Here is a 23,245-nt window from a genome sequence, read left to right as displayed (position 1 = left end):
GGGAACCTTCGTGTCGTTCGTGCGGAGGGCTACGTGGCTGCCGCGGAGCCTACGGGCGGCGGAGCGCGTCCGCGGCGTCCGCGCCACCGGCCAGTTCGGTCTCCAGCAACTGCTTGCCCAGCAGCTCCGGGTCCGGCAGGTCCATCGGGTACACGCCGTCGAAGCAGGCGCGGCAGAGGTTGTCCTTGGGGATGGCGGTCGCCTCGACCATGGCGTCCAGGGAGATGTACGCGAGCGAGTCCGCGCCCAGCGAGGTGCCGATCTCGTCCACGGTCATGCCGTTGGCGATCAGTTCGGCGCGGGTGGCGAAGTCGATGCCGAAGAAGCAGGGCCACTTCACGGGCGGCGACGAGATCCGTACGTGCACCTCGGCGGCGCCCGCCTCGCGGAGCATCCGGACCAGGGCGCGCTGGGTGTTGCCGCGGACGATCGAGTCGTCCACGACCACCAGGCGCTTGCCGCGGATGACTTCCTTGAGCGGATTGAGCTTGAGCCGGATGCCGAGCTGCCTGATGGTCTGCGACGGCTGGATGAACGTACGGCCGACGTAGCTGTTCTTGACCAGCCCGGAGCCGTACGGGATGCCGCTGGCCTCGGCGTACCCGACGGCGGCCGGGGTGCCGGACTCCGGAGTCGGTATCACCAGGTCGGCCTCGACCGGGGCCTCCTTGGCGAGACGGCGGCCCATCTCGACGCGGGAGAGGTAGACGTTGCGCCCGGCGATGTCGGTGTCGGGGCGGGCGAGGTAGACGTACTCGAAGACGCAGCCCTTGGGGGCGGCCTCGGCGAAGCGGGAGGTGCGCAGGCCGTTCTCGTCGATGGCGATCAGCTCGCCGGGCTCGATCTCCCGGACGAAGCTGGCGCCGCAGATGTCGAGGGCGGCGGTCTCGGAGGCGACGACCCAGCCGCGCTCCAGACGGCCGAGGACCAGCGGGCGGATGCCCTGGAGGTCGCGGGCCGCGTACAGGGTGTGCTCGTCCATGAAGACGAGGCTGAAGGCGCCCTTGACCTGCGGCAGCACCTTCGTGGCGGCCTGCTCGACGGAGAGCGGGTTGCCCTCGGCGTCGACCTGGCCCGCGAGCAGCGCGGTGACCAGGTCGGTGTCGTTGGTGGCGGCGACCTTGGTGGCCCGCCCCGGGCCCTGCGGGAGGGAGGCGACCAGTTCGGCCAGCTCGGCCGTGTTGACCAGATTGCCGTTGTGCCCGAGGGCGATGGAGCCCTGGGCGGTGGCGCGGAAGGTGGGCTGCGCGTTCTCCCACACGGAGGCGCCGGTGGTCGAGTAGCGGGCGTGGCCGACGGCGATGTGGCCGGTCAGCGAGCCGAGGGAGGTCTCGTCGAAGACCTGGGAGACCAGGCCCATGTCCTTGAAGACCAGGATCTGGGAGCCGTTGCTCACTGCGATGCCCGCGGACTCCTGTCCGCGGTGTTGCAGGGCATACAGCCCGAAATAGGTGAGTTTGGCGACCTCTTCACCGGGGGCCCAGACACCGAAAACGCCGCAGGCGTCCTGGGGGCCCTTCTCACCGGGGAGCAGGTCGTGGCTGAGTCGTCCATCACCACGAGGCACGTTCACGAGTCTAGGGCAGGATTGCCCATCGTCCGAACGGGCGACCCTTGCATCTCCAGGTTCTATGCGCGTAGTGCCTTGCGGGGCACGGGCATGTGACGTGGACCCCGCCGTTCGGGCGCCGCGGGTCCGGGCGCGGGGCCGTCACCGTCCCGCGAGGTCAGCCCAGGACGGGGAGATACGCGTCCAGGTCGGCGCGCTCGCCGCTGGCGCTCACGGCGGCGGCGTCCACTTCCCGCGCCCAGGTCGTGCGGCCGGTCGCCAGCCGGATCCAGGTCAGCGGGTCGGTCTCCACGACGTTCGGCGGCGTGCCCCGGGTGTGCCGCGGGCCCTCGACGCACTGCACCGCCGCGTACGGCGGGACGCGGACCTCCACGGAATTGCCCGGCGCCTTGGCGGCGAGCGCGTCCGCGAGCAGCCGGACGACCGCCGCGACGGCGTGCCGGTCCAGCGGCACGTCCACGCCGGTCGCCCGCGCCAGGTCGTCGCTGTGCACCACCAGCTCCACGAGCCGCGTCACGGTGAAGTCCAGCGCCCGCATCCCGCCGAACACGTCCGGCACCACCAGATCCGTCCGCAGCGCCCGCTCCCCGCACAGGGCCAGTTCGTCGGCCGCCGCCGCCATCGCCTCGGCCGGGTCCCCCATGGCCGCGGCGGCCTCCCTGGTCGTGGCGTCCAGCCGGTCGGCGATCCCGGCCGTCGAGACGGCCCAGGTGTCCAGATCGGTCAGCGGCCCTTTCCCGGCGGGCACGGCTTCGGCTACGTAACGCGGCAGCACCACGGTCTGGCGTACGACATGCGCGACGAGCGTCCGCACGTCCCAGCCGGGCAGCCCGCTCTCCCGCTGAAGCCGCTCCCCCGTCAAGGCGCTCACGGCCGACCGGAGGTGCTCCGCCTGCGCGGTGAGCGCCCCCCACGTCCGGTCGGGATCGTACGTCCGCGCGCGTCGGCGCCGTTCAACGGGCATGCGCCCGAGGCTATACGGGCCCGCTGACAGCGGCGGTCACCGGCGGTCACTGGCGGTCACCGGCGGGAGGGGTCCGGGAGGACGGGCATGAGGGCGAGGCGGCGGGCGAGGGCGCTGACCTGTTTGGGGCCGAGGGTGAAGGCGTACTGCCCGAGGGCGAAGGTGGCGGCGTCCTTCATGTCCGCCTCGGCGAGACCGGCGACGAGGTCGGCCAGGATGGGCGGGCCGCTCTCGGTGAGGGAGCGGCTGGCGATGACCGCGTTGACGCACTCCGGCAGGGAGTGGGCGTGCAGAGCGACGAGCCAGCTCACCAGGTAGGTGCCTGTCGCCACGTAGTGCTGGCGGAACAGGGCGGTGCGGACCTGCTCGCCGCATCCGGCGGCCCAGAGCGCGGCGGTGGCGTAGACGCGCGCTTCGAGGGCGACGGTCGGGCCGACCAGACGGCTCACCTCGGCGACCGACAGCTCGCTGTCGCCGTCCTGCCCCTTGGCGGCGAGCGCGGCCAGCACCGCCCTCTCGACACCGAACGCCTCCGCGTTGTCGATGAGGAAGAGCAGCCGCCCCGCGGCTCCCATCGGGTCGGCGCGGATCTGGAAGCGGAACAGCGTGACCAGGACGCTCGCGTCGTCGGCGGCGCGCAGCGCCTCCAGGACCTCCAGGAAGTCCCCGTCCGGCAGGAGCGCGACCGACGCGAGGAAGTCGTCGTGGTCGCCGGGCCCGGCGAGCAGGACCCTGAGGAGCCGGAGCCGGTCGGCGACCGGGCGGCTGTTGACGGCCGTGACCAGTTGGGCGCGGTCCCGCTCCCGACCCGGCCCCAACGACGCGAGCAGCGCCGCGATCTCCTCGGGCGAGCGGGTCAGGGCGGTGGCGAGCAGCCGGTTGGCGTCCACCGGCCAGCCCATGTCGCGCAGCGCCTCCACGAAGTAGGGGGTCGTCTCGACCGGATGCGTGAAAGCGGCGGCGCGCATCAGGTGACGTACGCCGTCCGCGTGGCCGCTCTCGCGCAGGGCGTCGGCCAGCTCCACGACGGCAGGGGCGTCGTACGACTCGGCGGCCGTCGCGAGCGCGATCAGCGCGCGGCCCTCCATGCCCGCGCTCCACAGCGCCTCGCACAACTCCGCCAGCCCGGCGGGTGCTTCGGCCTCCGCGACGGCGGTGTCCAGCAGGGTGCTCGCGAATTCCTGGAGCAGGACGATCCGCGCGTCCGCCGTCTCGGGCGGCTGGTCCCGGGTCCGCTCCTCCTCCCGCTCCTCGTCCAACGCCTTGACGACACGGATGAGTTCGCCCGGCGACCGGCGGACGACGACCGCGGCGGCCCGCACGTACAGCTCGAACGCCTTCTGCCGACGGCCCATCGTCAGCAGCGCGTCCGCGAACCGTACGGCCTCTTCGTCCGACTCGGTAGTGGCCTCGGCCAGGACGCGGTCGGCGTCGGCGTCCAGTTCCGCGGACCACAGGGCTCCGAGCAGGCCAAGGACGTACTCGGTGTACGCGTTCTCCGAGACCGTCCTGGACAGCAGCCGGTCGGCCTCCGCCGGGTATCCGGCGGCGCGCAGCGCCCGCACCGTGCCCACGACGGCTTCGGGGATCTGGGTGGTCACTACCTCGATCAGCCCGTGCGGGGCCTCCTCGGCGCCGTCCACGGCGTACAGCGCCTCCAGGCACTCCACGACCGCCTGCGGGCCGCGCGCGGCGACTTCCTGGAAGAGGATGCCCCAACTGTCCCCGTTCAGGAGGGCGACGAGCGCCGCGACTTCCTGTGGCGGCCGCAAGGCGCCCGCGAGGTGCAGCAGTTCCCGGGCATGCGCGCGTCCGCCCTCGGTCGGCCACAACCGCAGGTACTCCCTCGCGATGGCGCGGGGTTTCCCGCGCAGCGCCTCCTTCAGGTCGTCCGGGATCGTGGCGGCGGGCGGGGCGGGCTTCGGGCCCGGCAGCGTCTCGGACGGCGGCGCCGCCGTACGCCCGGCCCCGTACCGGTTGCGGGCGATGGCCAGCGTGCGGCCGGTGTTGCTCAGCCGCTGCTGCGGCAACGGCCGTCTCTTGGCGAGGAGTTCGCCGCGCAGCCGCTCGTAGACGCTGGTGACCTCGATGAGGGAGCCGCCGCCGGGCAGACCCTGGTCGAGGAGGCGGATCAGCTCGCCGGTGAAGGCGGTGTAGGTCTCGCCGGGCGGGGCGAGCGCCTTGCGGGTGGCGGCGCTCGCGGTGAGGAGGTACGACCCGGCGATACGGGTCTGCTCGGCCATCTCGACCGGCGCGTTCGCCGCGCCGCCGCCGCTCATGCCGCCGAGGAGCGCGCTGCCGCTGTAGCAGCAGTCGAGGATCACGATGCGGTTCGCGTCCCGTGGGGCGGTGAGGACTTCGCGGCGTACGGAGTCGAACCCGACCGAGGTGTAGGGGCGTTGGGGGTCGGTGGACGGCAGCGTGAGCAGCAGGCCGTCGGCGTCGCTGAGGCCGTGGCCCGCGTAGTACACGAGGAGCGTGTCCTTGGTCCTGCGGGCCGCGTCGTGGACCGCGTCCAGCACCTCGGCCGGGGACGCGGGTTCCGGGACCCGTACGCAGCGGTCGGGGGGCAGGCCCCAGACGGTGGGGTCTTCGAGCAACTCCCCTAAACGGGCGAGGTTGTTCGCGACGGCCGGCAGGTCGTCGAGGCCGGGGTCGGCGTACGCCGAGGAGCCGATGAGGACGGCGTACGAGCGGAGCGGGTCGGCGAGTTCCACGGCCCTACTCCACCTCGGGCGGCCCCGCGGGCGGCTGCTGCGGCTCCGCGAGGACGGCCAGCAGGCGGCGTACGGCCTCCTCGGAACCGTCCTCCCCCGACACGGTCACGGTCAGCCCGTCGGAGTCACGGGTGAAGGTGAAGCCCGCTCCCGGCCGTCGCGGGGCCCGCGACCTCCACCAACCGGCGTACACCACGGCGAGGTTGGCGAAGGCCACGGCGTGCGTGAGGACGAGGTCGATGACCTCGACGGGGCCCATCTCCCCGGCCGCACCGCCCGACCGCGTCGTCAGCCGGACCTCGTCGGGACCGTCCTCGTCGGTCCGCAGCCACGCGCACAACTCCCGCAGCTCAGCGGCCCCGTCCCCGTCCCCGTCAACTGCCGCAATACTCAACCGCATTACCGCCACCCCCCGGCGTCCGTTCCCGCGCCCACCAGAACACGGTCTCACCGGATCGTGCCACAGCCGGGCGCGCCCCCGGCACCGGTTCGCCACAAGTGGGCCGGGCGGGCGTCATTCGCCCAGGAGGTCCAGGTCGGCCTTGGTGAGCGTGGTGGTGAGGAGAAGGTCGGTGATGAGGTTGTGGTTGAGCGCGTTGCCGACCGGCGGAGGCACCTCGTGTTCGAGCAGGCCGCGGACGTCGGTCTCGCGGCTGAGGCGGCGGCGGAGCTTGGCGACGACGTGGGCCGCGCGTTTGGCGCTCCAGGGGTCGGCGGGGTGGAGGTCGGTGAGTTCGCAGGCGACCTGGGACCAGGTGAGGGGCTGGGGCTGGGGGTCGTTGCGGAGGTAGCGCTGGGCGAGGCAGGTGAGGACCAGCTTCTCCTCGTCGGTGAGGTCGCGGGTCTCGCGGTCGCGGGTCTCGCGCTCGTGGGCGAGGGAGGCCGAGCCCCGGACGGCGGCGCCGGGCGGCCGGGCGGCGGAGGCGATCCGGACCTCCAGCAGGTGTTCCTGGCGCGGGGCGACGATGAAGAGCGGGGTGTAGCCGGTGGTCAACTCGGCCTGGTCGCCGCCGAGTACGAGACGTGAGCCGGGAAAGCGGATCGGCAGCTTGCCCGTGTTGCTGAGGGTCCAACGGGAGTGCGCCCAGGTGATGAGCCCCTGGCGGCGGCTGACGCACGCGTCGCCCATGCCGACGCAGACGTGGACGTCCGGCTCGTTGCGGCCGAACATCACGGGGAAGTCCGCGTCCGGGGCGACACTCATGCCGCCGCTCGGGCCGAGCACGAAGAGCGTGCCGGGCGCGGCGGCGGGAAGTCCTCGGCTGAGGCTGCCGATGTCCTTGGGCAGGAAGCTGACTTTGCTCGCCATGGTGAATGCCTCTCTCCTCGGCCGGGGGCGCACACGCTAACCGTCGAGGCTCGGGAGGGGTCCCGGCAAGGAACTGGACCCGCCCGGCAGGGAGCTGGACCCGCCCCCCGCGATGTCGGTGGGGTACGTCGGGCCGAACGGCGGCTTGATGGGGGCGCGTTGGTCGAACACCGTGGTGCCGTCCAGCAGGATGCGGCAGTGCGCCGTGCCCGAGCCGAGGGTGAGCCTGATCTCCCAGCCGACGGAGCCCGCGGCCCCCGGCACCTCGACCGTCCTGCGCCAGGGCAGCTTCTGCGGCTTCCTGGTCCTGGTCACCCTGCCGTTGACGGCGTACGAGATCGTCGTCAGGGTGCCGGTGCCGGTGACCTCGAAGACCAGGGGGACCGGCTTCGCCGAGGGTGTGGGGGCGGGGGCCGTGGGGGTCGCGGTCACCGTGGGGGTGGCGCTCGCGTGCGAACGCGCGGGCGTCGTACGCGACTTCGCGTCGCCGCCCGGTCCCGTACCGGACGACGAGCCGTCCGAGCGCGCGACCAGCACCGCCGCCGTGCCCCCGGCCACGGCCACGACGGCCGCCGCGGCGCCGCCCAGCAGGACGCGGCGCCGGCCCGGCCCGGGAGACCGGGGCGAGAGGCCGGGCGGGTTGTCGGCGGCGCTCGCGTTCGCGTCGATGGCCGTGACGACCTGCGGCGGGAGCCAGTTGACGGCGGGGGCCGCGCTCTCGTCCGGCGCCGGGGCGAGGCGGCGGACCAGCGCGGCGGCGGTCGGGCGCGCGGCGGCGTCGGGCCGTCGGCAGTCGGCGACGAGGACACGCAGCGCGTCCGTACCGCCGCTGGCCTCCATCACGCCGTCCTCCATCCCGCTGGCCTCCACCCCGCTGGCGGCGCTCTCGTACGCGTACGCCAGCGTCGCGCCCAACGAGTAGACGTCGCTCGGCGGACCGGCCGCGCCCGCGACCTGTTCCGGGGACATGAAGCCCCAAGAGCCCCCGTGGCCTGCCGCGTTGACGGACACGTGGTCAGGGCCGGGCGGCGTCCCGGGCGGGGCGGTCGGGGCCGTCGTCGCCGTCGTCGCGATGCCGAAGTCGATCAGCCGGGGGCCGTCGGCCGTCAGCAGGACGTTCGCCGGCTTGACGTCGAGGTGGACGACGCCGTTGCGGTGGAGGTCGGCGAGGGCTTCGGCGAGACCAGCGGCGAGGCGGCGGACGGAGGCGGCCGGGAGCGGGCCGAAGCGCTCGACGGTGTCGCGCAGGGAGAGCGACGGCAGGAATTCGGTGGCCATCCAGGGCGTGGCGGCGTCGGGTTCCGCGGCGAGGACGGAGGGGCTGTGGACGCCGCTCGCGGCGGAGTTGGCGGCGATCTCGCGCCGGAACCTTTCGCGGTAGGGGAGTTGGCGGGCGAGGTCGGCGTGCATGACCTTGACGGCGACGGACCGGCCGCCACGGGAACGGGCCAGGTAGACGGTGGCCATACCGCCCGTGCCGATGCGCGCCAGGGTCCGGTACGGGCCGACCGTATCGGGGTCGCCGGGCTCAAGCCGCTGCATCCGGGGCTCCGTTCGGTGTGACGCTCGGTGCTCCACTCGCTGTGACGCTCGGTGTGGCGCTCGGTGTGACGCTCGGCGAGGCGCTCGGTGTGACGCCGCCCGCAGCGGACGGCGGCGGGCTGACCGCGTCGAGGTAACCGTCCCGTGTGCCCAGGACGACGAGCCCGCCGACGGCCAGCGCGCCCCACGCCGGATCGGCGGAGGCGCCGGGTTCGTTCATCGCGTCGGCGCCGTAGGTCCACAGGACGCTGCCGTCTGCGGCGTCGAGGGCGTAGACGACGGAGTCGGTCGTGCCGACCCAGAGCGTGCCGCCCGACAGGCCGATGGCCGTCGACTCGCCGTACGGATTCGCCGCGCCCTGGCCCATGCGGCGCGACCAGACCTCCGCGCCGGTACTGGCGCGCAGTGCGCGGATGTGGCCGTCGACGTCGTCCGCGAAGAGCAGGCCGCCGCCGGTGCGGCGGTACGAACTCCGCGTGTCCACCGTCTTGTTCCACGCGGCCTTGCCGGTGGCGGAGTGGAGCGCGAACAGGCCGCCGTACGCGTCGTGGGTGAAGACGAAGCCGTCGCCGCCGATGACGGTGTCCATCGGCTGGTCCGCCAGCTTGTGCGTCCAGCGGACGCGGCCGGTGGTCGCGGACAGGGCGGTGATCACGTTGGCGCCCCGCGCGGTGCTCTCGACCAGGACGAGCCCGGCGCCCGCCGTGGCGTACTGCCCTTCCACGGTCGTACGCCAGATGACCTTGCCGCTCTTGGCGTCGAACCCCGTCACCTCGTCGCCGCCCGTGACGCAGACCGTCGAGCCGGTGGCCGCCGCGCCCCAGACGAAGTTCATGAGCGGCACCCGGTAGGTCCACAGGGTGGCTCCCGACGTCGGGTTGACGGCGCGCAGTGTGGAGGTGTCGTTCGTGCGCTCGTCGATCACGAACACGGCGCCGTCGCCGACGGTGATCTTGGAGGCTTGGGTGGCGAAGTCGATGGGCCGCGACCAGAGTTGCCTCCCGGTGCGCGCGTCGAGGGCGCGGGCCATGGCGGTGCCCGTGTCGTCGGCGGTGAGGACGACGTCGCCGCTGGCGTAGATGTCGGGGTAACCCCGGCCGTTGGCGGGCACCTTGGTCCGCCACCGCGAGGTGGCTTCCGGCGGTGCGGTGGGAGACGGCGGCGAGGCCGGACCGCTCGACGGCTTCGGCCCGCCGGACGTACGGCCCTTGCCGGACGTACGGCCCTTGGCGGACGGCCCGGGGCCCGGGTCCGAGCCGGTGCCCCGTACGGCCAGTACGACCCCTGCCGTGACGGGTACGGCGGCGACGGCGGCCACCGTCAGCAGCAGTGTGCGGCGGCTCGGGTCGCGGAGGGTGCCGGGCGTCTTCGGGGGGCGGGTCGGCGGCGGCGGACCGGCCGTCGGGTCGGCCGTCGGGTCGGCCGTCGTCTGGCCCGGCGCCACGGCCTGCGGTCCCTGCGCTCCCCCGGGCCGCGCCTGCCCCGGCGTCGGGGCGTACGGCGGCGGCTCCGCACCCGTCACCCGCCGGTCCACCGCCTCGGCCATCGGCGGTGGCAGCCACCGCGTGCCCTGCACGGACGCTTCCGGCTCGCCGAGCCGTTCCAACAGGGTTGCGGCAGAAGGGCGTTCACCTGGCTCGCGGCGCAGGCAGGACGCGACGAGGGCCCGCAGCCCCCGATCCGTCACCCCGGTCAGATCCGTCTGCGCGCGCCGTACCCGTTCCAGCGTGGCCGCCCGGTCGCCGTCGCCGAAGGGCTCCCGCCCGGTCGCCGCGAACGCCAGCACCGCGCCGAGCGCGAAGACGTCGCTGTCGGAGCCCGCGAGCCCGCCGGACGCCTGTTCGGGTGACATGAAACCCGGCGTGCCGAGCAGCGCGCCGGGGGCGGTGATCGAGGTCGCGTCGTCGGGGCGGGCGATCCCGAAGTCGATCACGCGGGGACCGCCCGCCGTGAGCATGATGTTCTCCGGCTTGAGGTCCCGGTGCACCAGGCCCGCGCGGTGGATGTCCGCCAGCGCCTCGGCCAGCGCGGCGGCCAACAGGCGTACGGCGGCGGGCGGCAGACCGCCGTACCCGCCGACCGCCTCCCGCAACGACAGGCCCGGCAGGTACTCGGTCACCAGCCACGGCACGGCGGCGTCCGCGTCGGCGTCCAGCAGCGGCGCGGTGAACGCCCCCGTCACCGTACGGGCCGCCGCCACCTCCCTGCGAAAGCGCGCCCGATAGCGCGCGTCCCGCGCGAACCCGGCCTTCACGACCTTGACCGCCACCGCGCGCCCGCCCGGCGAACGCCCCAGGTACACCACGCCCATTCCGCCCGCGCCCAGCCGCGCCAGCAGCCGATGACCCCCGATCTGCTCCGGGTCCTCCGGTTGTAGCGGCTCCACGGCGCTCATTCCTTCTCGGCCGCCGGGGCGGGAGTCACAGGAGCACCAATTGTCGCCTTGGGCGGGGCGGGGACCGCCGGGTCCTCACAAGGACTTCACAGCGTGTTCTAGAGGGGGTGGGCGGGGCGCTTCAACGCGTCCGGTTCTTGGCGGACTTGGCTTGCCAGTGGGCTAGGCGGTCGCGGGTGCGGCGGATGTCGGGGTGTTCGGGGTCGAGGACTTTGAGCATGTCGTCCAGCACCGTCTCGAAAGCGGCTACGGCGGCGGACGCGTCCCCTGCCAGGCCATGCCAGTTGGCGAGCTCACGACGGGCGCGGAACGTCTGCGGGTGAGCGGGTCCCAGGACTCGGACATGGTCCTCGTACAGCTCCTCGCAAGCGGCTGCGGCACCGGCCGGGTCGCCCGTCTTCCCCTTCCATGCGGCGAGATTCACACGGATACCGAGGGTATGGGGATGATCGGGGCCGAGCATGTGCACGGCTTCCGCGAGGAGTTCCGTGTAGATCGTGACGACGGCGGACGGATCACGTGTACCGCCTTCCCAGTCGGCGAGTCCGCTGCGGATGGCGAACAGGACGGGATCGTCGGGCCGCACGACCTGGCGTGAGTCCGCCAGCCACTCCCCGAGTGCGGAGGCTCCCGTGAGGTCCCCCGCCTGACGCTGCCACCACGCAAGTAGCGGGCGCACAAGGCGCGTGTACGGATGGCCGGGGCCCAGCACACGCTCCATGTCGCCGAGCACGTCCGTCATCGCGGCGACGGCACCCGCCGCATCTCCTTTTGTCCCCTGCCAGTTGGCGAGCAGAGCGCGGCTGACGAGGGTGTCCTGGTGGCCGGGGCCCAGAAGCGTCCGCGACAGGCGTACGACGTTCTCGAAGGAGGAGATGGCATCAGTGAGTTGACCCGCCGCTCCCAGCGACATGCCGTTGCGGTACAGCACGGGGTGGAACGCGGGCTCGTACAGAGCCCTCTCCGCGACCCCGATCACGGCGGCCGTGTTCGCCCGCAGTGACTGCGCGAGTTCCGTGTCCCGCTCGACCTCCGGCCAGGCCGCCATCAGCGCGTCGGCGGCCACCCGCGCCAGCGCGTCCTGTTCCGCCTCGCTCAAGGTGTCGCGCACCGCGCGCTGGACGAGGCGGTGGACGCGGACGGCGCGGTGCGGGGTACGGGGGCTGTGGTCGAGAAGGCTGAGGCGGTGGAGGACGCGGAGGGTGCGGACGGCGTCGTCGGAGGAGACGGCGTCCTGCGAAGGGGCGGCGTGGACAAGCCAGTTGCGGGCGGGAGCGCCGGTGAGGACGGCCTCGGGGATGCCGTTGGGGTCGAGCATCGAGACGAGTTGGAGCATGGGGCGGGCGAGGCCGGCCGGGGCGTGGTGGTCGGCGCGGTCGAGCGACAGGGTCCAGGCGGCGGCGACGCCGGTGGTCTGGTCGTCGGGCAGGGCGGTGGGGCGCAGGTCGGCGAGGCGCTGGGCGCGGTCGGCGAGGCGGGCGCGGTAGCTCGCGCAGGTGATTCCGGCGTCCACGACGTACGCCGTGGCCTGGGACATGGCGAGCGGGAGCCAGCCCAATGCGCCTCCCAGCGCCATGAGTTCGCGCAAGGGCTCGCGGTCGTGGGCGGCGAGGGCAGTGGTCAGATAGCTCTCGCTCTCCTCTTCGGTGAACACGCCGACGGTGACCTGTCGACGGCCCCGGCCGGTGAGGGCGGCGTCGCGGCTGCGGGTGGTGACGACCGTACGGCCGGTGGGGCTGTCGGGCGGCCACAGGCCGGTGAGGTCGGCGGGGTCGGTGACGTCGTCCAGGACGACGAGCCAACGCGGCACGTTGGGGGCGGGTTTGGGTTCCAGCCAGGCCAGGAAGGCGCGGGCGGCACGCTCGGGGTCTTCGCGGTCCGCCCCGAGCAGCGTGTGCGCGGCCTCCGCGAGGCCGTCCACCACCGCCTGGCGGCTGGTCGCCGTGACCCACACCAGCAGGTCGAGGCGGCCGGACCGCCACGCGTCCCGGGCGTGGCGCGCGGCGAGTTGGGTCTTGCCGACGCCGCCCATGCCGGTCAGGACCTGGCCGACCACGGCCGTACCGGCGTCGGTGAGCGCCGCGTCCAGGGCGCCGACGGCCTCGCGGTCCTGGAAGCAGTCCGCCTCGCGCGGGACGACGCCGATCTGTACGGGCCAGGCGGCGGGCGGGCGCGGGGGCGCGTGATGGTGCTGGTGAAGTCCGCCGTGGACGGTGTGGGCCGCGACGGAGCCGTCAACAGCCCTTATCGTGAAGGCCGTTGGCGTTCTCGTGGGCTCGTCGGGTGGAGCGCCGGGTGCGCTCAGCCCTGTGGCGGACCCGGCGCCTGAGGGTCCGGGGCCTGAGGGTCCGGGGCCTGCGGGTCCGGGGCCTGCGGGTTTCCGATCGTCACGTCACCCATCCGTACGGCGGCGGCCGAGCCGCCTTCCGCGCGGATCTCGGCGTTCCCCCCGATGGCGACGCCGTCGCCTTCCGCCGATGCCGTGGCGGGCGTCAACGCCCGTACCTCGGCCACGACACGGCGCAGTGCCTCCGCCAACTCCCCGTCCTGCTCGACCGCTTCGTCCAGCGCGTCGGTCAGCCGGCGGCGCGTCCTGGCGGACACCTCCCCGCCGTCCGCCTCCCGCACCGCACGTTCCAACGCCGGGTCCTCCCCCAGCGCTCCGGAGACCAGCGTGTGCAGCCGGTCCATCCCGGCGTCCAGACCCCGGTCCACCTCCGCGTCCGCCCGCCCCGCCACCCGTCGCGCCTTGGCCACCAGCCACGCGCACACGTACCCGATCGCAATCTCCACACCGGTCACTCTTCGACGGTAGCCCCAAAGCCCCGACTCCCGTGCCGCCGCATCGAAAGCGGCGGTGCTTCGGGACCGGTCCCGGGGGCGGTGCGTACTGTCCCTGGGCATGAGGCAAGCAGAGCGCGCCCGAGGCGCGACCGTGGTGACGGCTCTTCTCGTGGCGTCGGCGTCGGCCGCTGTCGTCGGCTGCGACGGCGGAAGCGGTACGTCGCACGCGGCGAACAGCCCGCGCGCCGGTACGTCCGCGTCCGCGACCATGTCCGCGACCGCGTCGGCGACCGCGACCGCCACGCCGTCGCCGTCGCCGTCGCCGTCGCCGACGAGTCCCGCGTACGGAAAGCCGGGCAGCACGCACACCCTCGCCGAACTGGCCCGGCACCCCTGCCTCGCCGTCAACGAGGACGACACCGGCCCGGCCAAGCTCTGGATCGGCATCGACGGCAGCGAGTCCCACGCCAGCGGCGACAGCCCCCTGTCCTGCCAGTGGGGCGCGGTGGGCGGCCTCGTGGACTTCGCCCCCTACACCTCCGCCGACCTCACCAAGGACGCCCGCTTCCGGAACCTCACCCACGAATCCGTCTCCGGGCACACCGCCCGCGTCGGCGCCTCCTCACGCGACGGCTCCGCCCTCATGGTCGTCGCCGTCTCCCCCGGCCGCTCCTTCCGCCTGATCGTCACCTCCTTCGGCGACACCGCCCCCAAGGGCCCCGGCCCGGTCGGCCTCGCCGAGGATTTCGCCCAGGCGATCGTCTCCCACCTCCGCTAGCCCGCACATTCTGTGCGCCGCACTCACCCAGGACGTGCCCGTCGGGGGCGCGGCCCGCCCCACCGGGCTGTGAGTCCAGAACCACCCGCGTCTGCCCCGCTGGGGCCGGTTCTTCAAGGCCCGCCACCGCCGTGGCTGAGCGCGCAGTTCCCCGCGCCCCTAAAAACCTCGCCGGGCCCCCGGCCAAGAGACGGCCAGCCCCCACCGGCCGGTGGCCCGGAGACAACCGAACTGCCCCGCCGCAGGCGGGTGGTGACCTGCGGGAGCGCCGTGGCCGGCACGGCGCCGTCAGGCGCCGACGGTGCCGTCGATGGCCTCGCGGAGCAGATCGGCGTGGCCGTTGTGACGCGCGTACTCGAGGATGACGTGCTGCATGACCAGGCGGAGCGAAACATCCTCGTCGTGGCGGGAGTTGTGGACGACGAGGTCGAGGGTGGGGGCGGCGGCCTCGATGCGGCGGGAGTGGGCGACCTCGGAGTGCCAGGCGGAGAAGGCTTCGTCACGGGTGGAGCCGGAGGCGTCGTACGCCTCCTGGAAGTCGCCGGTGGCGGACCAGACGAGGGGGATGTCCTCGCCGTCGATGATCCGGCGGAACCAGACGCGTTCGACCTCGGCCATGTGCCGGACGAGCCCGAGCAGGCTGAGGGCGGACGGCGGCATGGAGCAGCGGCGCAGTTCGTCGTCGGTGAGGCCGTCGCACTTCATGGCGAGGGTCTCGCGGTGGTAGTCGAGGAAGCCGCGCAGCGTCTCGCGCTCACCGCCCGTGGTCGGCGGGCCGGTGCGCGGGTCGGGGGTCTCGGTCTGCTCTGAGGTCACGGTCCATTGTGACCGGTCCGTTTCGACCGGCCGGGGGCGGGCGGCGACGGGCTGGACCCCGGATCAGCGGCCTCCCCGCGAGAAGAACCGGCCCCCGGCGCCCGCGGCACCGGGGGCGGTCATCCCCGAGCGGCGAACGGTCTCAGCACTCCCGCAGGCCGGGCGCCGGGTCCTGGCCGGTGTAGATGTCGACGGCCGGGACGTTGCCCCAGGCGCCGTTGTCGAGCTGCGTCCAATACCAGATGTCGTTCTGGCCCGCGTGCGGGTCGCCGTGGCCCCAACACACGAACCAGTTGAAGCCGGTGGTCAGGGTGCCGCGGGTCGCCGAGCGGTAGGAGCGGTCCGCGAAGCCCCTGGCCCCGACCTTGTTGCCGCAGTACAGACGGCCGTCGGAGCGCACACCGCACTCGGCGGCCGGCCTGACCTTCTCCTTCGCCGGAGCGGCGGCCGTGGCCGAGGCCCCGCCGGTCATGGCGAGACCGGCCGTCATCACGGCGGCGGACAGCAGCACGGCGATGTTCTTACGTGTGATCACTGCACATTCCCCTCGTTTCGTGCGCCAGCGTGCGAGCGCGCGAAACGATCATGTGTGACGGCGCACAGGCCCGAGCACCGCCATACGGGTGGATCCGGCACATGCCTTCTTACGAAGCCTCCGGCAATTGCCACAACGCGCCATTCCCGTAAAGCCGTTCGTAAGACCGGCCGTAAAACCGCTCGGAAGACCGCCCGGCAGACCGACCCGTCAAACCATCCGTCAGACCGCCCGTCAAACCGTCCGTCAGACCTTTACGACAATCGCCCGTCCACGCCACACCACACAGACGCCCCGGCCGCGTCATCGCGGCCGGGGCACCCGGTGGACTTTCCTGTGGACATTCCCGTCACATCAGCGGAACGCTCAGGCGAGCAGCGCCGGAATCGTCCCCTCGTGCGCGGCGCGCAGCTCGCCCAGCGGAATGCTGAACTCCCCCTGCACGTCGATCTCGTCGCCGTCGATGACGCCGATCCGCGCCGCCGGAAGGCCCCGCGCCCCGCACATGTCGGTGAAGCGCAGTTCCTCGGAGCGCGGCACCGCGACGACGGCGCGGCCCGCGGACTCGGAGAACAGGAACGTGAAGGCGTCCAGACCGTCCGGGACGACCAGCCGCGCACCGTGCCCGCCGCGCAGGCAGGACTCGGTGACCGCCTGGACGAGACCGCCGTCGCTGAGGTCGTGGGCGGCGTCGATCATGCCGTCGCGCGACGCGGAGATCAGGATCTCGCCGAGCAGCCGCTCGCGGTCGAGGTCGACGGCGGGCGGCAGACCGCCGAGGTGGTCGTGGACGACCTGCGACCAGGCCGAGCCGCCGAACTCCTCGCGGGTGTCGCCGAGCAGGTAGATCAGGTGGCCCTCGTCCTTGAAGGCCATCGGCGTACGCCGGTTGACGTCGTCGATCACGCCGAGCACCGCGACCACCGGGGTCGGGTGGATCGCCACGTCGCCGGTCTGGTTGTACAGCGACACATTGCCGCCGGTCACCGGCGTGCCGAGCTGGAGGCAGCCGTCGGCGAGACCGCGGGTGGCCTCGGCGAACTGCCACATCACGGCCGGGTCCTCGGGCGAGCCGAAGTTCAGGCAGTCCGAGATCGCCAGCGGCTTGGCCCCGGAGGCGGCCACATTGCGGTACGCCTCCGCGAGCGCCAACTGCGCGCCGGTGTACGGGTCGAGCTTCGCGAAGCGGCCGTTGCCGTCGGTGGCGATCGCCACGCCGAGGTCGGTCTCCTCGTCGATCCGGATCATGCCGGAGTCCTCGGGCTGCGCCAGCACCGTGTTGCCCTGCACGAAGCGGTCGTACTGGTCGGTGACCCACGCCTTGGACGCCTGGTTCGGCGAGCCGACCAGCTTGAGCACCTGCTCGCGCAGTTCGGCGGAGGTGCCGGGCCGCGGCAGCTTCCCCGCGTCGTCGGCCTGGAGCGCGTCCTGCCACTGCGGCCGGGCGTACGGACGGTGGTACGTCGGCCCGTCGTGCGCGACCGAGCGCGGCGGCACGTCCACGATCTGCTCGCCGTGCCAGAAGATCTCCAGCTGCGAGCCCTCGGTCACCTCACCGATGACGGTGGCGATGACGTCCCACTTCTCGCAGATCGCCAGGAAGCGCTCGACCTTGTCGGGCTCGACGATCGCGCACATCCGCTCCTGCGACTCGCTCATGAGGATTTCCTCGGGCGAGAGCGTCGCGTCGCGCAACGGCACGGTGTCCAGTTCGACGCGCATGCCGCCGGAGCCGGCCGAGGCCAGCTCGCTGGTGGCGCAGGACAGGCCCGCGCCGCCGAGGTCCTGGATACCCGCGACCAGTTGCTCGCGGAAGATCTCCAGGGTGCACTCGATGAGCAGCTTCTCCTGGAAGGGGTCGCCGACCTGGACGGCGGGGCGACGGGACGGACCGGTCGCGTCGAAGGTCTCGCTGGCCAGCACCGAGACGCCGCCGATGCCGTCGCCGCCGGTCCTGGCGCCGTACAGGATCACCTTGTTGCCGGGGCCCGACGCCTGCGCGAGGTGGATGTCCTCGTGCTTCATGACGCCGACGCACAGCGCGTTGACCAGCGGATTGCCCTGGTAGCAGGGGTCGAAGACGACCTCGCCGCCGATGTTGGGCAGACCGAGGCAGTTGCCGTAGCCGCCGACGCCCGAGACGATGCCGGGCAGGACGCGCCGGGTGTCGGGGTGGTCGGCCGCGCCGAACCGCAGCGGGTCCATCACGGCGACCGGCCGCGCGCCCATCGCGAGGATGTCGCGGACGATGCCGCCGACGCCGGTGGCCGCGCCCTGGTAGGGCTCGATGTACGACGGGTGGTTGTGCGACTCGATCTTGAAGGTGACGGCGTAGCCCTGGCCGACGTCCACGACGCCCGCGTTCTCACCGATGCCGACGAGCAGCGCGTCGGTCTGCGGGGCCTTCTCGCCGAACTGCTTCAGGTGCACCTTGCTCGACTTGTACGAGCAGTGCTCCGACCACATGACCGAGTACATCGCCAGTTCCGCGCCGGTCGGGCGGCGGCCCAGGATCTCGCGGATCCGGGCGTACTCGTCCTCCTTGAGGCCGAGTTCCTTCCACGGCTGCCCGGCCTCGGGCGTCTCGGCGGCGTGGGTGACGGTGTCGAGGTGCCTGACGGCGTCGAGAGTCATGCGGAGACCAACTTCTTCAGGACCGAGGTGAAGAATCCGAGGCCGTCTGTGCGGCCGGTGCCGATCAGCGGCTCGACGGCGTGCTCGGGGTGCGGCATGAGGCCGACGACATTGCCCGCGGCATTGCTGATGCCCGCGATGTCGCGGAGCGACCCGTTCGGATTGCCGTCCAGATAACGGAAGACCACCCGGCCCTCGGCTTCCAGTTCGTCCAGCACGCGCTCGGCGGCGGTGTAGCGGCCGTCGATGTTCTTCAGCGGGATGGAGATCTCCTGGCCGTCCGCGTACTGCGACGTCCAGGCGGTGGCGCTGGTCTCGACCCGCAGCTTCTGGTCGCGGCAGACGAAGTGGAGGTGGTCGTTGCGCAGCATCGCGCCTGGCAGCAGATGCGACTCGGTGAGCACCTGGAACCCATTGCAGATGCCGAGAACCGGCATTCCGGCCTTCGCCTGTTCGATGATCGTTTCCATCACCGGCGAGAAACGCGAGATCGCGCCGGCCCGCAGATAGTCGCCGTACGAGAAGCCGCCCGGCAGAACCACCGCGTCGACCTGCTGGAGATCCTTGTCACGGTGCCACAGCGGTACGGCTTCGGCGCCCGCGACCCGGACGGCGCGCTGTGTGTCACGGTCGTCGAGTGTGCCGGGGAATGTGACGACGCCAACGCGCGCAGTCACGACTCCACCTTTACGGCGAAGTCCTCGATCACGGTGTTCGCGAGAAAGGTTTCCGCCATCTCGCGAATGCGGGCGAGGGCGGCGTCGTCGACCGGCCCCTCGACCTCTAGTTCAAAGCGCTTTCCCTGGCGGACGTCGGAGATCCCGTCGAAGCCCAGGCGCGGCAGTGCTCGCTGCACCGCCTGGCCCTGGGGGTCGAGGATCTCCGGCTTGAGCATGACGTCGACTACGACGCGTGCCACTTGCACTCCCGGTGGTGTGGTGCGTGAGGTTCTCTCAGCGTACCCGGTGCGAGAATCTACGCGAGTAGATATGAACACGCCCCCTAGTGCACCCCTAGATCACTGATCACGTTTATGTATCGGCCGCCGAAATGCTTGGGGAAACCCGTAGGTGAAACATAGGGTCCCGATTACGAAGCGGCACCCGGGGGAATTAACAGGTGTCACGATGTATCACGCGGTGCCCATTTCGTGGCATCGTACAAATGAAAACTTGTCGACACTCGACTTGTCGGCCCACCCGTGACACCGCGGCCCGGCGTCCGATCGCGACCGTTCCCGCTCGCGACCGCCACGACACACGGGCCGCGTGCGATCGCCGGGCCCCGGCAAGGCCGATGGCGTACGAAAGGACCACATCCCTATGGCGCAACGCGTACTGGTCACCCTCGCCGACGACCTGGACGGCGGAGAAGCGGCGGAAACCATCGCATTCGGCGTCGACGGTCAGTGGTACGAGATCGACCTCTCGTCCCAGAACGCGGACAAGCTGCGCAATGACCTGGCCCCTTACGTGGAGGCCGGCCGCCGCCGCACCCTTTCGGGCCGCGCCTACAAGCGCACGCCGATCGCCCCGACCCCGGCCACCGTCCGCGCCTGGGCGCAGTCGAACGGGTTCGAGGTCCCGGCCCGCGGGCGGATCCCCAAGAAGGTCTACGAGGCGTTCAACAAGGCCAGTTGACGGTTCCGCGACAACTCACTGACAACCGCCGGGCGAACGGGCGGGGGCGGTGGTGCCGACTGGACAGCCACCCCCACCCTTCCGCTAGTGTGTGGAGCACGCCGAGGGCAGGGCCGAAAAGGCCAGGTCAGCGGAGGTCACGCGGGTGTAGCTCAGTAGCAGAGCGCCCCCCTTCCAGGGGGGAGGGGCAGTGTGCAATTCCTGTCGCCCGCTCTGGTCACTCCGGCCGGTCCTATGGATCGGGTAGAGTGGCCGCAGCAATGCGGACGTGGCTCAGTTGGTAGAGCATCACCTTGCCAAGGTGAGGGTCGCGAGTTCGAATCTCGTCGTCCGCTCCAGCGTTACGAAGGCCCCGGTCACCACGACCGGGGCCTTCGTCGTACCCGGGTGACCGCCCGGCGCGTCACGGGGCGGCGGGATATATCGGTTTCTAATGGCCGCGTCCGATCGGGTACAGTGTCCGCACGACCCGCGGACGTAGCTCAGTTGGTAGAGCATCACCTTGCCAAGGTGAGGGTCGCGAGTTCGAATCTCGTCGTCCGCTCCAGCATTGCGAAGGCCCCGGTCACCACGACCGGGGCCTTCGTCGTACCCAGGCGTCCGCCCGGCCCGTCACGCCCAGGCGGTGCCGGTGAGGCGCTCGTACGCCTCCACGTAGCGGGCGCGGGACTGCTCGACGACCTCGGCGGGCAGGCCGGGCGGCGGCTCCTCGCCGTTGCGGTCCCAGCCCAGCGCCGGGTCGGTCAGGTGGTCCCGGACGAACTGCTTGTCGAAGGACGGCTGCGCGTGGCCCGGCTCCCACAGGTCGGCCGGCCAGAAGCGGGACGAGTCGGGGGTCAGCACCTCGTCGGCGATGACCAGCGTGCCCTGTTCGTCGTAACCGAACTCGAACTTCGTGTCGGCCAGGATGATGCCCCGCTCGCGCGCGATGTCGCGGGCCCTGCCGTAGACGGCCAGCGTGGTCTGCCGGAGCTGCGTCGCGGTCTCCGCGCCGACCTCGCGGGCGACCTCCTCGTACGACACGTTCTCGTCGTGCTCGCCGACCTCGGCCTTGGTGGCGGGGGTGAAGATCGGCGCGGGCAGCTCGGAGCCGTCCACCAGGCCCTCGGGGAGCGCGAGGCCGCACACCGTACGGTCGCGGTTGTACTCGACCAGCCCTGAGCCGGTCAGATAGCCGCGTGCGACGCACTCGACCGGCACCATGCGCAGCGAACGGCACACCATGGTGCGGCCCGCCCACTGCGCGGGGGCGCCCTCGGGCAGCTCGGTGGAGATCACGTGGTGGGGCACGATGTCGGCGAGCAGGTCGAACCACCACAGCGAGAGCTGCGTGAGGATCCGGCCCTTGTCGGGGATCTCGGTGGGCAGCACCCAGTCGTAGACGGAGGTGCGGTCGCTGGCGACCATCACCAGGTCGCCCTGCGCGTTCTGGTACAGATCGCGCACCTTGCCGGTGTGCAGATGTACCAGTCCCGGCACCTGGACAGGCTCGGGTTTCTCGACGAATCCGGACACGGGTCGTCCTCCCCACTCGGCGGTTCAGCTCCCGATTCTCGCTTATCGGGACACGTGGGGTGCGCGGGGGTGGGCCGGAAGGGCCCTTGTCGGGCCCTCAGTCGTGCTTGCAGATCCGGTCGAGGAGGTTGGCGGTGGCGCGCTGGACGCGCGGGTCGACATGGCCGGGGCGGTCGAGCGCCGGGGACCAGGCGAAGGTGCCGGAGGCGAAGACGTACGCGCCGCTGGGGGCCTGGTGGAGCGAGGTCTCCTGGTGGCAGCGGCGGCCGTCGGTCGACTCGTACGGCGAGTGGGCCAGCAGGATGCGCTCGACGCTCTCGGGCAGCGGGGCGCGCGGGTAGTAGCGGTCGGCCTCGCCCGCGACCAGGCCGTCGATCTCGTCGCCCTCGGTGGCGCCGGTGGCCTCCCACAGCCAGTGCTCGGCGTTGCGGACGACGAGCGGCGACGGCTGCGGGACGCGGCCCGCGTACTGCACGCCGAGCACGAGCTGTTCGGGCTCGCCCAGGTCGCGCCAGAGCGCGGTGCGGCCCTTGTTGTCGCCGCGGCGCTTGCGGCAGCTCAGCAGCCGGTCCGCGTCTCCGGCGGGCGAGGCGGCCAACTCGACCTGCCAGTACATGGTGTTGGCCGACAGGAAGACCAGCGAGGTGCCCGCGTCACGCGCGGTCTCGGCGGCCCGGCGCATCGGCTTGGACCAGTACTCGTCGTGGCCGGGGAAGACCAGGCCGCGGTAGCGGGTGGGGTCGATACGGCCCGCGTGCAGGTCGCGGGCGTCGGCGTACGCGAGGTCGTAGCCGTAGCGCTCGGCGAAGCGTACGAAGTCGTAGGCGTGGCCGATGTGCAGCGGGAGGCCGGCGCCCGCGTAGGGGCGGTCGAAGGAGACGGTGGCGGCGGCCTGTTCCTCGCCGAGGAGCCGCCCCTTCTCGTCCCACGCGTGGTACAGGCTGGCGCCGGTCCTGCCGTCCTCGGGGTAGAGGTTGTACGCCTGCCATGTCACGTCGGGCATCAGCAGGAGCAGGTCCGCCTCGTGGGTGGCGCGGACGGTGAAGGGGACGTGGCTGCGGTAGCCGTCGGCGGTGGTGAGGACGGCCACATACGCGCCGGTGTTCCAGTACGTGGGGATCTGCAACCGCCAGGACTGCCACCAGTGGTGGCAGGAAACCGTCCTTCCGGCGGCCAGCGGCGCGGGCTGGACGATGCCGGACAGCCGGGGGCTCGCGGACATCTTCGCGGCGCCGTCGCCGCCGTAGTGGCCGATCCGGTAGACGTCGACCGTGAACTCCTGCGGCGGGTCCACGGTGATCCGGAAGTCGATGGCCTCGCCGGGCACGACGGACCCCGCGGAGGCGAAGCCCTTGATCTGACGGCGTACGTCGTCGGCGGTACGCGGTCCGGGGAAGCGCGGGCGGTGCGCGGCGTCGCCGCTGCTCACGGCCAGGTCGACGTACCAGGGGACGACCTGGCCGTCGTCGTCCAGGTACTGGGAGGCGCCGCGCAGCCAGGGCAGCGGGCCCTGGCCGAAGGGGTCGGAGACCCCGTGGGCATGCGCTCCGGACTCCCACCGCCGGATCTGGTCCGTACTCATCGAAGCCCCTCCCTCACCGATCCCCGGCCGCGCTCTCTCCCGCGGTTCCCCGCTCCACCCGTGGTTCACCCGTGCGGTGCAATAGTGCGGCGCACTCACCCAGCACATCACAGAAAGCACCGCACCGGTTACCGTTCGTGGTGAATTATCGGAACGGATCGGGCGACGAGTGAAGCAGATTCGGTCAACCGGCGTGTGGTGAACGTCACATGACCGAGGTCAAGCAGTCGCGTCGCGCGCTCCGAGCGGTCGGAAGCGGGCGGTACGGGCCAGAAGCCGGGCGGGTTCCGCGCCGTGTGGCGTGCTGTGCGGCGGTGTGCGAAGTGGTGCCGGGCGCTGTGCGGTCATGGCCGAAACGCACCGCCCCCGCGCGGCGCTCGCGCGGGGCCGACGTGGCGCTTGTCACACCGGTTGACCATGACGGCGCGTCACGCCGGTGGATCATGACGGTGGATCATGACGGC

General features: G+C 72.3%; 18 protein-coding genes and 3 tRNA genes. 5 read left to right on the top strand and 16 right to left on the bottom strand.

What is annotated here, in order from left to right; all coding sequences use genetic code 11:
• Window positions 1-49 precede the first annotated feature (49 nt).
• The 9 genes from purF to BGM09_RS26240 form a co-directional block, all read right to left on the bottom strand.
• A complete protein-coding gene (gene purF / locus BGM09_RS26280) occupies window positions 50-1,567 on the bottom strand; it encodes an amidophosphoribosyltransferase (RefSeq protein ID WP_188284175.1) in 1,518 nt (505 codons plus the stop codon).
• A 160-nt stretch (window positions 1,568-1,727) separates the two neighbouring features.
• Window positions 1,728-2,534 (bottom strand): maleylpyruvate isomerase family mycothiol-dependent enzyme, encoded by an 807-nt coding sequence (locus tag BGM09_RS26275; protein ID WP_188284174.1) that lies wholly within the window; start codon window positions 2,532-2,534, stop codon window positions 1,728-1,730.
• 56 nt (window positions 2,535-2,590) lie between these two features.
• The gene (locus tag BGM09_RS26270) at window positions 2,591-5,251 is read right to left on the bottom strand and encodes a caspase, EACC1-associated type (protein WP_188284173.1); all 2,661 of its coding nucleotides are present in this window, start codon (window positions 5,249-5,251) and stop codon (window positions 2,591-2,593) included.
• 4 nt (window positions 5,252-5,255) lie between these two features.
• A complete protein-coding gene (locus BGM09_RS26265; protein ID WP_188284172.1) occupies window positions 5,256-5,651 on the bottom strand; it encodes an effector-associated constant component EACC1 in 396 nt (131 codons plus the stop codon).
• Window positions 5,652-5,765: 114 nt separating this feature from the next.
• Entirely contained in the window at window positions 5,766-6,560 is a 795-nt protein-coding gene (locus BGM09_RS26260) for a hypothetical protein (protein ID WP_188284171.1), read from the bottom strand.
• A 36-nt stretch (window positions 6,561-6,596) separates the two neighbouring features.
• The gene (locus BGM09_RS26255; protein ID WP_188284170.1) at window positions 6,597-8,102 is read right to left on the bottom strand and encodes a protein kinase domain-containing protein; all 1,506 of its coding nucleotides are present in this window, start codon (window positions 8,100-8,102) and stop codon (window positions 6,597-6,599) included.
• Window positions 8,089-10,488 (bottom strand): serine/threonine-protein kinase, encoded by a 2,400-nt coding sequence (locus tag BGM09_RS26250; RefSeq protein ID WP_188284169.1) that lies wholly within the window; start codon window positions 10,486-10,488, stop codon window positions 8,089-8,091. Before BGM09_RS26250 ends, BGM09_RS26255 begins: the two co-directional genes overlap by 14 nt.
• A gap of 130 nt (window positions 10,489-10,618) precedes the next feature.
• Window positions 10,619-12,553: a tetratricopeptide repeat protein gene (locus tag BGM09_RS38590; RefSeq protein WP_188284168.1), complete on the bottom strand. Its 1,935-nt coding sequence runs from the start codon at window positions 12,551-12,553 to the stop codon at window positions 10,619-10,621.
• A gap of 245 nt (window positions 12,554-12,798) precedes the next feature.
• A complete protein-coding gene (locus BGM09_RS26240; RefSeq protein WP_188284167.1) occupies window positions 12,799-13,290 on the bottom strand; it encodes a chromosome partitioning protein in 492 nt (163 codons plus the stop codon).
• A gap of 109 nt (window positions 13,291-13,399) precedes the next feature.
• Between BGM09_RS26240 and BGM09_RS26235 the strand changes: the two genes are divergently transcribed.
• On the top strand, window positions 13,400-14,059 hold the full coding sequence (locus BGM09_RS26235) for a hypothetical protein (RefSeq protein ID WP_188284166.1): 660 nt from the start codon (window positions 13,400-13,402) through the stop codon (window positions 14,057-14,059).
• A 288-nt stretch (window positions 14,060-14,347) separates the two neighbouring features.
• On the opposite strand, the gene BGM09_RS26230 is transcribed toward BGM09_RS26235, so the two are convergent.
• The 5 genes from BGM09_RS26230 to purS all read right to left on the bottom strand — a co-directional run bounded on the left by BGM09_RS26230 (window position 14,348) and on the right by purS (window position 18,963).
• Window positions 14,348-14,875, bottom strand: coding sequence for a DinB family protein (locus BGM09_RS26230; protein WP_188284165.1), 528 nt, complete (start codon window positions 14,873-14,875; stop codon window positions 14,348-14,350).
• Window positions 14,876-15,017: 142 nt separating this feature from the next.
• Window positions 15,018-15,410, bottom strand: a complete 393-nt coding sequence (locus tag BGM09_RS26225) for a hypothetical protein (protein WP_188284164.1) — start codon at window positions 15,408-15,410, stop codon at window positions 15,018-15,020.
• Window positions 15,411-15,776: 366 nt separating this feature from the next.
• Window positions 15,777-18,044: a phosphoribosylformylglycinamidine synthase subunit PurL gene (gene purL / locus BGM09_RS26220; RefSeq protein WP_188284163.1), complete on the bottom strand. Its 2,268-nt coding sequence runs from the start codon at window positions 18,042-18,044 to the stop codon at window positions 15,777-15,779.
• Window positions 18,041-18,721 carry a phosphoribosylformylglycinamidine synthase subunit PurQ gene (gene purQ, locus BGM09_RS26215; RefSeq protein ID WP_188284162.1) on the bottom strand — a complete coding sequence of 227 codons (681 nt, stop codon included), beginning with the start codon at window positions 18,719-18,721 and terminating at the stop codon, window positions 18,041-18,043. Before purQ ends, purL begins: the two co-directional genes overlap by 4 nt.
• Entirely contained in the window at window positions 18,718-18,963 is a 246-nt protein-coding gene (purS, locus tag BGM09_RS26210) for a phosphoribosylformylglycinamidine synthase subunit PurS (protein WP_093716007.1), read from the bottom strand. The genes purQ and purS overlap by 4 nt, the downstream gene beginning before the upstream one ends.
• A 403-nt stretch (window positions 18,964-19,366) precedes the next feature.
• Here purS and BGM09_RS26205 point away from each other — a divergent pair, with 403 nt between their 5' ends.
• From BGM09_RS26205 to BGM09_RS26190, 4 genes are all read left to right on the top strand, one after another.
• Window positions 19,367-19,684, top strand: coding sequence for a histone-like nucleoid-structuring protein Lsr2 (locus BGM09_RS26205; RefSeq protein WP_188284161.1), 318 nt, complete (start codon window positions 19,367-19,369; stop codon window positions 19,682-19,684).
• A 141-nt stretch (window positions 19,685-19,825) separates the two neighbouring features.
• Window positions 19,826-19,897 (top strand) — tRNA-Gly (locus BGM09_RS26200).
• 49 nt (window positions 19,898-19,946) lie between these two features.
• Window positions 19,947-20,022: transfer RNA gene (locus BGM09_RS26195), tRNA-Gly, on the top strand.
• A gap of 133 nt (window positions 20,023-20,155) precedes the next feature.
• Window positions 20,156-20,231 (top strand) — tRNA-Gly (locus BGM09_RS26190).
• A 65-nt stretch (window positions 20,232-20,296) separates the two neighbouring features.
• On the opposite strand, the gene BGM09_RS26185 is transcribed toward BGM09_RS26190, so the two are convergent.
• Together BGM09_RS26185 and BGM09_RS26180 are read right to left on the bottom strand one after the other, a co-directional pair.
• Window positions 20,297-21,199: a phosphoribosylaminoimidazolesuccinocarboxamide synthase gene (locus BGM09_RS26185; protein ID WP_188284160.1), complete on the bottom strand. Its 903-nt coding sequence runs from the start codon at window positions 21,197-21,199 to the stop codon at window positions 20,297-20,299.
• Window positions 21,200-21,296: 97 nt separating this feature from the next.
• Window positions 21,297-22,781, bottom strand: coding sequence for a N,N-dimethylformamidase beta subunit family domain-containing protein (locus tag BGM09_RS26180; RefSeq protein WP_188284159.1), 1,485 nt, complete (start codon window positions 22,779-22,781; stop codon window positions 21,297-21,299).
• Window positions 22,782-23,245: the final 464 nt, after the last annotated feature.

The sequence above is a fragment of the Streptomyces sp. CBMA29 genome (assembly GCF_014596445.1).
Lineage (GTDB): Bacteria > Actinomycetota > Actinomycetes > Streptomycetales > Streptomycetaceae > Actinacidiphila.
The sequence above is the reverse complement of the archived record's forward strand: the minus strand, read 5'-3'. Positions and strand labels throughout refer to the sequence as shown.